A 14,153-nucleotide genomic window follows, 5' to 3' on the forward strand; every position below is an offset into this window, starting at 1 on the left:
CACTCACTCCACGAAGCTGTACGGAGGCAGCGGGCCGGTCACCGTGAGCGAGAGGTGCGGTTGTTCCTGACGCAGGGCGTCGACCGCGTTCACCAGCTCCGCACTGCGGTCCCGGGCCACCAGGAAGGAGAGGTTCGTCAGCCATCCGACGCTCTGCGGCCCGGCACTCACTTCCTCGGCCAGTCCCTCAAGGGACGTGCGGACGAGTTGGGCGTCGTGCGCTTCCCGCACCTGGACGGCCTGGGCGATGCGTTCACCGAGCCGCACCTTCTCCTCGTGCGATGCGCCGCCCGACCGACGCCCGGCTTCGACGCTCTCACGCAAGGCGGGATCGTCGGAGAGGACCCGGTACAGCACGGCGTCCTCGTCGTGAGTGGCCTTGATGTTGTACTCGACCTTGCCGTCGAGGGCGGCGAGCCGCTCGACGTAGTACTCCTCCTTGTCGGCGAGAACCGACAGGAGTGTGCGGTCGTCCGGTGACACACCGCCGAAACGCAACGGCAGGACCGGCCCGGACTCCCCCGCTTGGCGCAGTACGTCCTGGTGGGCGAGGAGATCCCGCCGCTTGGGGCGCACCTTCTCGGGTGCGTCGCTGACCAGGGCCTTGATGCGGCCCTGGCTGACGACGCGGACGGGGCGCGGTGGGTCGCCCACGCCCGCCGCATGTTCGGGCAGGTCCGGGTGCGAGCTACGTGCGATGCCGTAGACGTAGAGACTCATGCGGACTCCTCCTCCTTCGGCTTGCGGGTCGCGGTCCGCCGGGTGCGGGTGGCGCGCGGCTTCGCCTCGGACCGCTCGCCCTGGTCGTCCTCTTCGTCACGGCCCTGCTGGAACGACTCCGCGATGGTCTGGGCCGCTCCGGAGAGCGCGCCCTTGGTCTTGCCGCGTGCTCCGGACTCGGTCATCTCCCCGACGAGGTCGGGCAGGCCCGGGTCCTTGCGCGGTCCTGCTTCGAGGTCGAGGCGGTTGCACGCCTCGGCGAAGCGCAGATAGGTGTCGACGCTGGCGACCACGATCCGAATGTCGATCTTGAGGATCTCGATGCCCACCAGGGAGACCCGGATGAAGGCGTCGATGACGAGCCCCCGGTCGAGGACGAGTTCGAGGACGTCGTAGAGGCCGCTGGAGCCGCCTCCCGAGCCTCGCGATTGCTGTTGTGCCGGTACCACGGTCATCTGCCAGCCCTTCTGTCGATTCCTTCTCGATGTGGTGCGCGTGCGGGCACGGAATCCCGGGCGGCGTCCCGTACGGTCAGTCCGGGTCCGCCCGGCCGCGTTGATAGCGGCGGACGCGTCGGTAACCGCTGAGTTCGCCGGACTCGTCGAGCGTCACCTCGTACGTGGCGAGCAGGCTGGTCGTACTGGGGACGCGTGCCATTTCGAGCACCTCGACCTCCAGCACCCAACCGCCTTCCTTCCGTTCGAACGAGGAGACCGATTCGGCCTCCCTGCCGGTGAGCTCGGCGAGCTGGGCACAGGCCCCGCGCAGCACTTTCATCGGACCCGGTGTGGATGTGCCACCCCGGTCCTGACCCTGCGGTTGATCTTGGGTTTTCTTGGTTCCATCAGCCATAGCGCCTCCCGACTGCGTGTTGCACGCCAGCGCGCTTCCAAACCCCCCGCTCTTGCCGATGGCCGTTCGAGCACCGCAGAAAAGTCCAGCTCGCCCATTCGAACAACACCCGCGAACAACTCCTGGAGGAACGGTTCGTCGGTCGAGCGAGGGGGGGTCGCGGGGTGGGCGACCGGCGGTCTCGGCGTGCCGTTGCGGACACTCGGGGCCAGAGTGGGAGTGACCGTTCACCACGCGGTCGCGAGGTGCGTCGCCGTTGCTGGAGGAGCCCTGGATGGAACCGTTGGAGGCGTTGGAGCGGGTGGCCTTCCTCCTGGAGCGCTCCCGTGCGGAGACGTACCGGGTACGGGCGTTTCGCACCGCGGCGACCGTCCTCGGGACGATGCCGCCGGAGGAGGTCGCACGGCGCAGCGCGACGGGTTCCCTGGAGCGGGTGAAGGGCGTCGGACCCAAGACGGCGCGGGTGGTGCGGGAAGCACTCGTCGGGCAGGTGCCGGAGTACCTCCAACGGCTTGAGCAGGAGGCGGCAGTACCGCTGGCGGAGGGCGGGGAGTCGTTGCGCGCCTTGCTGCGGGGTGACTGCCATCTACATTCGGACTGGTCGGACGGGGGCAGCCCGATCGAGGACATGGGACGCACCGCGATCGCCCTCGGACATGACTGGGCCGTGCTGACCGACCATTCGCCACGGCTGACGGTTGCGCGCGGTCTTTCGCCCGAGCGCTTGCGGGAGCAGTTGGCGGTCGTGGCGGAACTCAATGAGCGGTGGGCGCCCTTTCGGCTCCTCACCGGCATCGAGTGCGACATCCTGACGGACGGCTCGCTGGACCAGGAGCCGGAGTTGTTGGACCGGTTGGACCTGGTGGTGGCCTCCGTCCACTCGGAGTTGCGGATGGAGTCGGCCAAGATGACCCGCCGGCTGGTCGAGGCCGTCTCCAATCCGCTGGTGGACGTGCTCGGCCACTGCACGGGGCGGCTGCTAATCGGGCGGGAGCATCGCGGGCGGCGGGCGTCGAGCGGTGACGGTAGGCGGCCCGAGTCGCAGTTCGACGCACAGCGCGTCTTCGACGCGTGCGCGGCCCACGGTACGGCGGTGGAGATCAACAGCAGACCCGAGCGGCTCGATCCGCCGATGCGGCTGCTGCGGTTGGCCGTCGAGACCGGGGTGTACTTCGCCATCGACACGGACGCACACGCCCCGGGACAACTGGACTGGCAGGGCATCGGTTGTGCCCGGGCGGAGCAGGCCGGGGTTCCGGCGGATCGAGTGATCAACACCTGGAGCGCAGCCGACCTGCTGGCGTGGACGGAGAGCGCCTGAGGTGACCTGGATCGGTACCCGTTTCCGCCGTATGGCTGACGCGCTCGGGGGTAGACGAGCGGCCATGACGGTCGAGAAGACAAGTGTGCTGGTCCTGGACTGCGCCGAGCCGGTGGAGTTGGCGGAGTTCTACGCCCAACTGCTCGGTGCCGAGGTGCACATCGGCAGTGACCCCGATTTCGTGGAGATCATCGGACATCGCGGGGTGCATCTGGCCATCCGTCGGGACTTCGGCTACGCACCGCCGAGTTGGCCCCGCCCGGAGGACTCGCAGCAGGCCCATCTGCGCATCCTGGTGGAGCGCGGTGACATGGACGAGGCGGAGCGGGAGGTCATCGGTCTGGGTGCGAGACCGGTGGACACCAAGGACAACAGTGGTCCGCGCGATGTGCGGATCTACTCGGATCCGGCCGGGCACTCCTTTTCCCTCGCGGTGTCGCCGCTGCCCCCGCAGCGGTGATGCTCATCGGGAAGTACGCGCTCAGGAGGGGTCGGGTGATCCGGCTGGCGCTGGCGAGGGCGCTCTGGCGGCAGTGATGTCATCTGCTCGGAGCCGAATGGTCCGTGCGCTGATGGGCCCGCCCCGGAGCCGCGACCTGGGTGGGCCACCGGCGGGCTGAGGTCGAGGCGGCAGACGGAAGTGGCTCAACGGGCCTTGAGCACACCGATCTTGTCGATGCGATGCTCGGGATTGCCGAAGCCGTCGCGCCAGAAGTTGCCTGCTGCGTCGTCCTCCGGTGTGGCGCAGGTCGATATCGTGATCATGGCCTGGGTGGGCTTCTCGCCCGGCTTCCCCGGCACGGCGGCACGCTGTTCGGCCAGCGAGTCCGCGGACCGGAAGGATGTCTGCCGGGTCTCGGTGATCTCGTACTCGTAGGTGGTGCCGCCCGCGGTGACACGGACCGTGTCGCCCTTCTGGAGGTCGGGCAGGTCGCGGAGCGGGCCTCCCGCGGAGAGCCGGTGGGCGGTGACCAGGTAGTTCCCTATCTCGCCCGGCCCGACCCCGCCCTCGTCGCCGTACGGGCTCGCGGCGACGCCCCGGTTCTGGATGGCGGTGCCCGGTGCATCGTCGGTGGTGCCCTCGTAGGGCACGACCCGGAGGTCCTCGACGCCGATTGCGGGGATCGAAAGCGTCGCCGGCTGCACCTTCGGCGGGTCGTCGGCTGGGGTCGGGGCGGATTGCCCCGCCGTGCCGTCCACTGCCGCGGGCGCTGCACTGGAAGGCAGGGGCCCGGCGCTGAGCGTTGCGGCGATGGTGGGTCGTGCGCTCGCGGTACTGGTGTCCTCGGCGGAGGCGTCGGCCGAGGAACAGCCCGCGAGCACGGTTATGAGCGCTCCTACGAGCGCCAGCGGGACAACTCGGGAAGCAGCCATATCTGGTCCGCATCGACGGCAGGTCCTGGATGGCGCCGCAGCCGGGGTTGCCGCGGTCGGTCTACTGCGGGGAGAACGATCCGATCCGGCTTCGCGTTCCCGGCCCGGGCATCACTCCCGTACCACCTTCCCACCATGCCGAACCCGGGCGGGCTCGGCAACGCGGCTGCCCGGGTTGCGGGGGCCGGCGATGGGCTGTGGTCGGGCAAAGGTGCTGGTCAGCGCCGTAGCCGCGATGGTTGTCGGCCCAGGGGATCCACCGGATCCGCATCGCATCGCATCACATCGCGGGCGGGGCGGGCACGGCGGCGCCAGTGTCCGATCGTTCCCGGCGGTGTCGGCGGTGTCGGCGGTGCGTATCTAAGGCTTCGGCACCCGACTACGTAAGATCATCGGAAGAGTGACATCGACCGGGAGGCGACAGCGGTATGGGCGACGAACCGACGCGGGCCGCGGCAAAGATTCCTCGTGCGGTGTACGAGAAGGAGTTGCTGCGGCTCCAGACCGAGCTGGTCAAGCTCCAGGAGTGGGTGCGCGTCGAGGGCGTGCGGCTGGTGGTGGTGTTCGAAGGCCGGGACGCCGCGGGCAAGGGCGGCACCATCAAGCGAGTGGCCGAGCATCTGAACCCGAGGGTCGCGCGGACGGTGGCCCTGCCCAAACCCACCGAGCGTGAACGCAGTCAGTGGTACTTCCAGCGGTACATCGAGCACCTACCGTCCGCCGGGGAGATCACCCTGTTCGACCGCAGTTGGTACAACCGGGCCGGGGTGGAGCAGGTGATGGGTTTCTGTACCAAGGAGGAGCACCGGCGCTTCCTCCACCAGTGCCCCATCTTCGAGCGGATGCTCGTCGAGGACGGCATCCTGCTGCGCAAGTACTGGTTCTCGGTGAGCGACGCCGAGCAGGAGTTGCGGTTCCGCAAGCGGTTGGGGGACCCGACGCGGCAGTGGAAGCTGTCCCCCATGGACCTGGAGTCCATCACCCGTTGGGAGGCGTACTCGCGGGCGAAGGACGAGATGATGGTCCACACCGACGTTCCCGAAGCGCCCTGGTACGTCGTGGAGAGTGACAACAAGCGTCGGGCGCGTCTGAACATGATGGCCCATCTGCTGTCGACGGTGCCCTACTCGGAGGTGCCGCTGCCGGTCATCGAGATTCCCGCCCGGCCGCCGTCGACGGGGTACGTGCGCCCGCCGCGTGACCTCCAGACGTACGTCCCCGATCATGCGGCGAAGTTGACGTCCTGATCGCCGACCGGGTCTTCCACTCCGCGCGGTGGAGTGGAAGACCCGGTGGCGTCGGCGCACATCGGCGCCGCGGTCAGGCGTGGGCGAACTCGAACACGATCCGTGCGTCCACGTCACCGCTCAGGACGTCGTCGAACGACTCGTTCACCGACTCCAGCTCCCTGACTTCGGAGATCACTCGGGTCCGGCCGGCCGCGTGGAGTTGGAAGACCTCCGCGAGGTCCTGTCGGGTTCCCACGATGGAGCCGATGACACTGATTCCGTTGAGCACGGTCGGGAAGATCGGCAGTTCGATCGTCCCCTCAGCCGGCATGGCCACCAGCACGAGCTTCCCACCGCGGCGCAACCCGCCGTAGGCCGCTGCGAACGCCTGCTCGTTGACGGCCAGGGCGATCGCCGCATGGGCGCCGCCGTACTCCTGCAACCGTGCGGCGGGGTCTTCCTTGCGGGCGTCGATCAGGATGTCGGCGCCCAGTTCCCTCGCCAGCTCCAGCTTGGCGTCCGTAACATCGATGGCGGCCACCGTCGCCCCTGCGATCTTGGCGTACTGGAGAGCCAGATGGCCGAGGCCGCCGACACCGGAGATGGCGACCAGCTGGGACGGACGCACATCGGCCACCTTGAGCGCCTTGTACGTCGTCACTCCCGCACACGTCAGCGGCGCTGCATCGCGCGGGCTGATCCCCTCCGGGACGACCTGGGCGAAGTCGGCCCAGGCCAACATCTTCTCGGCGTACCCGCCGTCGTTGGCGTAGCCCGTGTTGATCTGCTGCTCGCAGAGGGTCTCCCAGCCGGAGAGACAGTGCTCACAGCGGCCACAGGCACGGCCGAGCCAGGGGACTGCGACCCGTTGGCCGACGGTGAGGTGCTCGACCGCGTCCCCGAGCGCCTCCACGATGCCGACGCCCTCGTGACCGGGGACGAACGGCGGCGACGGCTTGACGGGCCAGTCACCGCGCGCCGCATGGATGTCGGTGTGGCAGAGTCCGGACGCCTCAAGTCTGATGCGGACCTGACCGGGCCCGGGCTCCGGGTCGGGGCGCTCCTCGATGATGAGGGGCGCACCCAGTTCCCGTACGACTGCTGCCTTCATGGTCGTGCTCCTCGCCTGGTTCGCCGGATGCTCACTGCTGTGGGATGACCGCCACGGGTGCGGTGGCGTGGTGGAGGACGGCGTGGGCGACCGACCCGATGCGGCCACCGAACGGCGCCCGACGCATCCGCCTCCCGACGACCAGGAGGGAGGCTCCCCGCGAGGCTTCCACCAACTGCTCGACGGCCTTGCCCGGTGCGGACTGTTCCAGGACCTCGACCGACGGGTACGTGGGCCGCCAGGCGTCCAGCACCTCGGTCAGGGTCTCTGCCTCGATCCGTCCGAGCTCGGCGTTGAGCTGCGGGTCCGGGGGCAGTCCATAGGCGAAGTAGGGCGGCAGGTTCCAGCTGTGGACGACCTTCAGGGGCAGCCCGTGACGCTGCGCCGCCTCGTAGGCGAACCGGATCAGGGCCTCGTCGGGTTCATTGGCGTTCAAACCGAGGACGACCGGGCCCTCGGGGTCCCCCTGGACCTCCCGGCCGGTTCGGGAGTCCGCAGCCTCAGCCCCGTCGGTGTTTTGAGTGCCTTCGGTCGTTCCGGTGGTTCCGGTCGTTCCGGCGCCGTCAGTGCCGTTCGTGTTGTTCGCGTTGTTCGTGCCGTTCGTGTCGTCAGCCGCTGTCAGGGCGCGGACGAGCACGACCGGGCCTTCGGCGCGGGAGACCACCGCCTGCCCCACGGAACCGACCAGGAAGCCGGTGATACCGCCGAGGCCGCTGGAGCCGAGCACCAGCAGTTCGGCATCCTTGGTGAGCTCGGGCAGGACGTCGGCGGGGCGGCCGGTCAACTGCTCGACGGTGATGTCGAGCTCCGGATGGACCTTCCGCAGCTCCTCGCCGGCCTCGCGGGGCAACTGCTCCGCCCACTGCTGCTCATTCTCGGCGCTCAGGAACGGCGCCTGGACCAGTGGCACCGACTCCCAGACGTTCACCAGCTTCAGCGACGCGCCCCGCAGCTTCGCTTCATGGGCGGCCCATTCTGCGGCGGCGAAGCTCTCCCGGGAGCCATCGAGTCCGGCGATGACGGTGCGAGACATGGTAGGTACCTCCAGAAGCGGTTGAGATCGTCAGTGATCCCGCTATCCAGCATGAGCGTCCGTACGCATGTGTGCGAGGGGCCGCAGGTCCCCCAGGGCTGGCCGCAGGTCCTTTGACCTGGGCCTACCGGCCCTGTCCAAAGGGCCCGACGATCATCGCGAATCGGGATGGACCCGACAATACGGGGGGAGATTGAGAGGTTACGCGTTCAACTTCCCATCGTGGAGCACCTTGCCGCGCTCACGGCAGCGATGCGCCTCGTCGCACGCACAGCCGTCCGTCGCCTCGTCGCACGCACAGCCGCCCGTCGCCTCGTCGCAGCCGCAGCCGCAGCCGCAGCCGCACACAGTCTGCATCCGCGCATCGGAAAGACGTTCGAAGCACCCGAGAGCACCCCACCCGGATCACGCGGATCACGCGGATCACGGTCGGCGCTCTGCGCCCCACTCCTCGTCCGCCACTCCCACGATCCTCAGCGCAGCCCGCGCCACCGCGTCCGCGAAAGCGTCCAACGGTCGGTCCCGATCCGTGCGGTGGATCAGAATCACCCCTTCGACCAGACCGAAGACCATGTCCGTACGCAGTGCCAGCTCCACCGCGTCGAGCGAACTCCCCGCCCGGGTGGCCGCGAGCAGCCGCCCGTACGCGCGTTTCAGCTCCGCCCGCACCCTGCGGAACTCGGCGAGGCGCTCAGTTTGCACCTCGGGCAGGAGGTAGAGGGCCCCCAGGTCGTGCGGCCCCTGGCAGAGCAGCCGGACATCTGCGCGGCACAGTTCGCGCAACCGATCCTCCGCGGTCCGTTCCACCTCGCCCAGGAGCCTGCACGCAAGTCCCCACGATGGCGCGACGGTCGATTCCAGCAGCTCGGCCAGGAGATCTTCCTTGGCGGGGAAGTAGTGGTAGATCGTCGCCTGACGCATCCCGGCGCCCTCGGCGACGGCGCGCGTCGTCGTCGCCGCATAGCCGCGCGTGGTGAAGAGCCCGGCTGCGGAGTGGAGCAGTTCCTCCCGCACCGTCAGCCCGCTCTCCGCCCGTGGCACTGCCCGCGGCCGGCCGACCCGTCGTCCCGTTGTGACGCCCATACGGCCGATCGTCGCACACCATCCGGTCGCACCCGCCACCGACCGGGCCTCCGGGATCCCCAACCTCCGCGCTTCATCGGCGTGTTGGGCGAGTCCGCGCCAAGGGCAGCGGGTACTGGACCATGGGGCCACCGGGCCAGACCCACGCGGCCGGGGATCAGATCCGGCCTTGCATCCTGTTCCACACATCGAGAGCGGGCGGGCCAACCGCTGACCAACGGAACGTAGTTCGCACGGTGCCACCACTGGTGGCCGCCTCGGACACGGTCGATGTAGCCGCTCGCTGCGATTCGCGAGGTACTGCCGGACGCGGGATTTGCTCCTATCGAGGAAGGACGGATCCGCCGACGGCGGCTTCCTGCAACTCGTACGGATACATGCCGCCGGTGTTCTGGGACATCCGTCGCCAGCTCATCGATGTCCAGGACAACTTCCTCGACATCGGCTTCTCGTCCTTCATCGCCCTGGAGGTCCGCAAACCGTCTGTGCGAGGCGACCGGGCTACTGCTCCCGCCGGTCCTGCTGTACGACTATCCGATGCCTGCGGCCTTACCAGCTGCGGCGAGGGCGCGGGTGCACGAAGGACGGCCGGTCCTGGTTCCAACGGGGCCGGGCGGGGCCACGGGGGAGCCCAACTGGAGCGGGGCTCCCCGGTTCGCCCCCGTGCGGTCGATTCCGCCCTGGCGGGACCGGTCAGCGCGGCAGAGGGATGTCGCACGGCTCGGGCGGATTGAGGTAGCTCAGGCTCTCCAGGGGGTCGTCCGTGCAGAAGCGTGCCATCAGATCGGCGAAGTCGGCGATGCGTTCCAGCGGGGCGAGGTGGTCGGTCTCCTTGATGGTGCGGAACCGGGAGCCGGGCAGGTCGGCTGAGAGGGCCCGGCCCATGGCGGGGGTGGTGAGGGTGTCGTGCTCACCGGTGACGACGAGGGTGGGCACGACCGGTACGGGCTCCGGGCGCAGCCATTCATGATGCATCAAACGGCTGTTGTGTTCCGCGGACATGGCGAGTTGGTGGGGGTCTTGACCTGCGATCTGCTGGTAGACGAGCCGGGCGATCGCGGCATGACGTCGGACGGTCCCCGTACCAGGAGGGGACATGAAGTGGTCCGCGAGTTCCCGTGCGATGGGTTGGATCTGCCCCTGCTGGATCATGGTGTCCCAGCGGCGCATGGCGGCTGCGTAGCCTTCGGGGATGGCGGGGGTCATGCCGACGAACATCAGCCGTCGCAGCAGATGCGGATAGTGCTGGGCGAAGCGGAGTCCCACGGCACCTCCGTAGCAGGCCGCGATCAGATTGACGCGGGGCAGGCGCAGTTCGTCGATGAGGTGGCGGACCGCCGCGGCGAGGAAGTCGATTCCATAGCTGGCGGGCAGGAAGTCCGCGGTTCCGTAGCCGGGCAGATCGACGGTGATCACTTCGCCCACCTCGGCGAGCCGTGCTTCATGACGCACCCAGGAGTACCGGTCCTGGGACGAACCGCCCAGGATCAGCACGGGTTCGGTTCGCGGCCGGCTGCTGGGTACGGTGCGACAGAGGTAGCGGAAGCCGGCGAAGGTCAACTCCCGCTCGTTGACCTTCTCTCCCAGGGCGGCGGGCCAGGTGAGGGACGGCGAGCCGCTCTCCAGTGTGGCGGTGCTGTCGATGGCAGGCACAGGGACTCCGTAGGGCTGGGTCTGGGGATGTGGTTCGGGTGTCCAACGCCGGTCCCCCGCCGTGGGGTACTGCCTTTCAGGGTGCGAAATGGTGTCCGACGCCGTGGTGGCCCTCGCTGCCACGGCGTCGGACTCCGCCCTGACGCGCTCCCCGATGGGCTCACCAGGGCGGACCGGTCGGTTGCGTCCGCTCAAACGCCTTCGACCATGGTGGGTTCGTCTCCGGTCGGCGTCCGGATTGCCCGGGCCGTGGCAATCACCCGTACGGGGCACTCCTGGAGCGGCCCGTCCGGGCAGCGTGCACAGGCGGACACGCCTCCCCCGGGCGTGGATGGTTCGGGCCGTGCTCCGGGGCTCGTTCGGTACGAAGGACGGCGCGGGCCCGCAGGCCAGCGCCGTGGGGTTCCGTTCGCTGCGCCCGTTCGGGTCCTTGTCCCCGGTGCCCGAAAGGGGGGTGGTGAGGGGGACTTCTCGGACGTCGCGTCGAGGTACCTCCTCCAGGCGATGGGCTGGGCTGGGAGCTGGTGCGGCTTTGAGGAGTGAGGGACATCGGCGAATGCCTCACTCGACTTCGACGACCACCGTGTGCCAGCCGCTCGCCCCGTCGGGGACGGTCTTGGCCCGCTTCTCCGTCTGGATCTCGCCCGCGCGATCCGTCGCGCGGACGGAGAGCGTGTGACTGCCGGAGGTCGCCCTCCATGGCAGGGACCACTGGCGCCAGGTGTCGACGGTGTGCTGGGCGGCGAGGTCCGCCCGCAGCCAAGGGCCGTCGTCCACCCGGACCTCCACCAGGTCGATGCCCCGGTGTTGGGCCCAGGCGACACCCGCGATCATGACCGTGCCCGCGCCGGGCCTGGCGAAGGGTTTCGGGGTGTCGATGCGGGACTGGGTCTTGATGGGTGCCTCGCGGGCCCAACCCCGCTTCACCCAATAGGGGTCGTAGTCGTCGAACGTGGTGAGTTCGATGTCCTCGATCCACTTGCAGGCGGAGACGAATCCGTAGAGCCCGGGCACGACCATGCGGACGGGGAAGCCGTGGTCGAACGGCAGCGGTTCGCCGTTCATGCCGAGGGCGAGCATGGCGTCCCTGCCGTCCATCACGGCGTCGACAGGCGTGCCGAGGGTCATTCCGTCGACGGACCGTGCGACCAACTGGTCCGCCCGCCCGCCCCTCGACGGCGGCTTGACGCCTGCTTCGCGCAGCAGGTCGGCGAGGCGCACACCGATCCAGCGGGCGTTGCCGACGTAGGGCCCGCCGACTTCATTGGAGACACAGGTGAGGGTGATGTCGCGTTCGATCAACTCACGGTTCAGCAGATCCTGAAAGGTGAGTGTGAGCGGCGTTCGCACGCCCTTGCCATGGATGCGCAACCGCCAGGCGGTGGCGTCGACCTTCGGCACCACCAGCGCGGTGTCGACACGGTAGAAGTCCTTGTTGGGTGTGGTGAAGGGCTTCATCCCGGGGACGCGCAGCTGTGCGTCGGGCGGGATCGCCACCGCGGCGGAGGCGGGCCGCGGTAGCAGTACCGCCGTACGGGAAGCCACGGCGTCCTTGCCGTGCCGTGCCGTGAGGGAGCGGCCGAGCGTCCCGACGCCGGCGGATGCGACGGCCGCGGCGGACGCAGCGATCAAGAAGGCGCGCCGATCGCGTCCGGTGTCGGGTGCCGTACCGTCGACCGGTGCGGGGGTGAGCGCTCCGATCAGGAGGTACAGGACCGCGGAGCCGATGAGGGCACCGATCAGCGAGGGCAGCGCGTCGGTCCAACTCTGGGAATCGGGCCGGCTGACGGCTGCCACGGTACCGACCACGCCGAACACGAGTACACCGGCCGCACCGACCCTTCGGTGCCGAAGGGCGAGCAGCCCCAGCACCAGTGCGAACAGCACCAGGACGCTGACGATGCCCAGTTGCAGCACCAGTTTGTCGTTGGTGCCGAAGGAGCGGATCGCCCAGTCCTTGACCGGCGCGGGAGTGAGATCGATGGCCGCACCGCCGACAGCGGTGACTGGTCCGGCTTCGGGCCGAACGGCAGCCGCCACCAGTTCGGCCGCGGCGAGGGCGGCGAAGCCGGCCAGCAGACCGCTCACTCCTGCCGACGCAGCGCGCGTGAGGGCTGTTCGTTTGGTCGTCACATCCTGCATTCGGAACCGACCGCCGACAGGATTGGTCACTTCCCGGGTAGATCAGCCGTCGCGCGGTGCTCGGTGTCCCCCTCGGGGGGTACGAGGGGTTCCCTGGGAGGGTACGAGCGTCCCCGCCCCGGGACGGCGGGGCGGGGACCTGGTCATGGACTCCACGGCTCGCTCGGCACGCGCCGGCTGTCAGCGGGCGCTGGGCCGTACAGCCCGCGTCCTGCGCGCGGCGAGCCGAGCCCGCTCAGTAGCCCGGAGGGTGGAACCGGCCGCCCGGCTCGACGCCGGCCTGGGCGAGTACGAAGTCGCGGGACCGGTCGACGAGTCCGACCACCTTCCGCTCGTCGACGCCCACCAGCTTGCCGTCCGCCTTCACCCGTCGGCCGGCGACCCACACCGAGTCGACCAATCCGGGGTGTCCGGCCAACACGACCGCGCCTGCGGCGTTGTTCATGGGGGCCATCTCGATTCCGTCCGCCCGCATCAGGACGACGTCGGCGTCCTTGCCCGGCGTCAGCGAACCGATCCGGTGGTCGAGACGGAGCGCCTTGGCTCCGTTGATGGTGGCGAATTCGATCGCGTCACTGGTGTTGAGGGGGAGTTGCTCCTCCAGAACGCCACCTCGCTGGGCTGCCTCTGCGTGGGCAAAAGCGCGCTCCACCAGCAGGACGGTACGCATCACCTGGAAGAGGTGCCCGGTGTTGCAGGTGGCGATGTCGATGCCCAGGGAGGGCGCCATCCCCACGTCGAGGAGTCGTCTGGTGGCGGGCCAACCGTGCCCCATCTGCATCTCGATCTCGGGTGTCATCGCGGCCGAGCAACCGGAGTCGGCCATGATCTGGAACTCGTCGTCGGCGAGGGAGTTGCAGTGGGCACAGACCACGTCGGGGCCCAACAGCCCGTTCTCGGCGAGCCAGGCGACCGGACGGTTGCGTCCCCATGCGCCGTCACCGACGTGTACGGAGATGAGCACGCCCAGTTCCCGGGCGAGGGCCCAGTCGTCGCGGGTGACGTCGTGGGTGGCGTACTGCGGCCCGCGCAGCGCCATGCCCATCTGGACCAGTTGGTCATCGCTGGAGAAGTGTTGCGACCTGACCCGCCGTGCATCGGCGGCGTTGGTAGCGAGCTCGCTCACCGGTAGCCACTCGTCGTTGGCGTTGCCGTAACACATCACGAACCGGCCGTGCGTCTCCTTGAGCGCCTCGATCGCCGCGTCCGCGTGGTCGGGGGTGTTCATGTTGTGCGACCAGTCCAGGACCGTCGTCACTCCGGCGTTGAGTGCCTCATAGGCACCGGCGAGGTTGCCGGCGTACACGTCCTCGGCACGGAAGTGCCCCCCGAGTTGCACCCGGACACCCGCGAAGTACTGGCTCAGGGTCCAGTCAGCCGCGATGTTGCGGAGCACCGTCTGCCAGAGGTGGCGATGGGTGTCGACCATGCCGGGCATGAGGATCGCTCCGCGCCCGTCCACCACCTGCGCTCCGTCGGTGGGCAGGTCGCGACCCACCGCAGCGATCTTGGTCCCCTCGATGAGCAGATCCGCACCGTCGAGATTCCCGATGTTCGGATCGACGCTGATGATGTCAGCGTTCTGAATGAGAGTCCGGTTCACCACGTTCTCCTCTGTCGTGCCCTGTACCGCCG

General features: G+C 69.0%; 14 protein-coding genes. 3 read left to right on the forward strand and 11 right to left on the reverse strand.

Annotated features, from left to right (window positions below; genetic code table 11):
- Nucleotides 1-3: 3 nt before the first annotated feature.
- The 3 genes from ACFXJL_RS28395 to ACFXJL_RS28405 form a co-directional block, all read right to left on the reverse strand.
- Nucleotides 4-720 (reverse strand): GvpL/GvpF family gas vesicle protein, encoded by a 717-nt coding sequence (locus ACFXJL_RS28395; RefSeq protein ID WP_358881326.1) that lies wholly within the window; start codon nt 718-720, stop codon nt 4-6.
- Complete coding sequence (locus ACFXJL_RS28400) at nt 717-1,175, reverse strand: gas vesicle structural protein GvpA (RefSeq protein ID WP_329014590.1); 459 nt, start codon at nt 1,173-1,175, stop codon at nt 717-719. Before ACFXJL_RS28400 ends, ACFXJL_RS28395 begins: the two co-directional genes overlap by 4 nt.
- Before the next feature lie 76 nt (nt 1,176-1,251).
- Complete coding sequence (locus tag ACFXJL_RS28405) at nt 1,252-1,572, reverse strand: gas vesicle protein (protein WP_358881325.1); 321 nt, start codon at nt 1,570-1,572, stop codon at nt 1,252-1,254.
- A gap of 274 nt (nt 1,573-1,846) precedes the next feature.
- Here ACFXJL_RS28405 and ACFXJL_RS28410 point away from each other — a divergent pair, with 274 nt between their 5' ends.
- Complete coding sequence (locus tag ACFXJL_RS28410) at nt 1,847-2,893, forward strand: PHP domain-containing protein (RefSeq protein ID WP_358881324.1); 1,047 nt, start codon at nt 1,847-1,849, stop codon at nt 2,891-2,893.
- A gap of 64 nt (nt 2,894-2,957) precedes the next feature.
- Nucleotides 2,958-3,353 carry a VOC family protein gene (locus ACFXJL_RS28415; protein ID WP_329014598.1) on the forward strand — a complete coding sequence of 132 codons (396 nt, stop codon included), beginning with the start codon at nt 2,958-2,960 and terminating at the stop codon, nt 3,351-3,353.
- A gap of 185 nt (nt 3,354-3,538) precedes the next feature.
- Here the strand turns inward: ACFXJL_RS28415 and ACFXJL_RS28420 are convergent, their stop codons facing one another.
- A complete protein-coding gene (locus ACFXJL_RS28420) occupies nt 3,539-4,267 on the reverse strand; it encodes a class E sortase (protein ID WP_384643910.1) in 729 nt (242 codons plus the stop codon).
- Nucleotides 4,268-4,695: 428 nt separating this feature from the next.
- Between ACFXJL_RS28420 and ppk2 the strand changes: the two genes are divergently transcribed.
- Nucleotides 4,696-5,514 carry a polyphosphate kinase 2 gene (gene ppk2, locus ACFXJL_RS28425; RefSeq protein WP_358881322.1) on the forward strand — a complete coding sequence of 273 codons (819 nt, stop codon included), beginning with the start codon at nt 4,696-4,698 and terminating at the stop codon, nt 5,512-5,514.
- 73 nt (nt 5,515-5,587) lie between these two features.
- On the opposite strand, the gene ACFXJL_RS28430 is transcribed toward ppk2, so the two are convergent.
- From ACFXJL_RS28430 to ACFXJL_RS28460, 7 genes are all read right to left on the reverse strand, one after another.
- Complete coding sequence (locus ACFXJL_RS28430; protein WP_358881321.1) at nt 5,588-6,607, reverse strand: zinc-dependent alcohol dehydrogenase; 1,020 nt, start codon at nt 6,605-6,607, stop codon at nt 5,588-5,590.
- A gap of 31 nt (nt 6,608-6,638) precedes the next feature.
- Nucleotides 6,639-7,640: a universal stress protein gene (locus tag ACFXJL_RS28435; protein ID WP_384697017.1), complete on the reverse strand. Its 1,002-nt coding sequence runs from the start codon at nt 7,638-7,640 to the stop codon at nt 6,639-6,641.
- Nucleotides 7,641-7,841: 201 nt separating this feature from the next.
- Nucleotides 7,842-7,997, reverse strand: a complete 156-nt coding sequence (locus ACFXJL_RS28440; RefSeq protein WP_384697020.1) for a hypothetical protein — start codon at nt 7,995-7,997, stop codon at nt 7,842-7,844.
- A gap of 66 nt (nt 7,998-8,063) precedes the next feature.
- Nucleotides 8,064-8,723 (reverse strand): TetR/AcrR family transcriptional regulator, encoded by a 660-nt coding sequence (locus tag ACFXJL_RS28445; protein ID WP_384697023.1) that lies wholly within the window; start codon nt 8,721-8,723, stop codon nt 8,064-8,066.
- Nucleotides 8,724-9,416: 693 nt separating this feature from the next.
- Entirely contained in the window at nt 9,417-10,376 is a 960-nt protein-coding gene (locus ACFXJL_RS28450) for an alpha/beta fold hydrolase (protein WP_384697026.1), read from the reverse strand.
- 561 nt (nt 10,377-10,937) lie between these two features.
- The gene (locus tag ACFXJL_RS28455; protein WP_384697029.1) at nt 10,938-12,518 is read right to left on the reverse strand and encodes a molybdopterin-dependent oxidoreductase; all 1,581 of its coding nucleotides are present in this window, start codon (nt 12,516-12,518) and stop codon (nt 10,938-10,940) included.
- A 235-nt stretch (nt 12,519-12,753) separates the two neighbouring features.
- Nucleotides 12,754-14,121, reverse strand: coding sequence for an amidohydrolase family protein (locus ACFXJL_RS28460; RefSeq protein WP_329014622.1), 1,368 nt, complete (start codon nt 14,119-14,121; stop codon nt 12,754-12,756).
- Nucleotides 14,122-14,153 lie beyond the last annotated feature (32 nt).

Source organism: Streptomyces sp. NPDC059256, assembly GCF_042753785.1.
GTDB lineage: Bacteria > Actinomycetota > Actinomycetes > Streptomycetales > Streptomycetaceae > Streptomyces.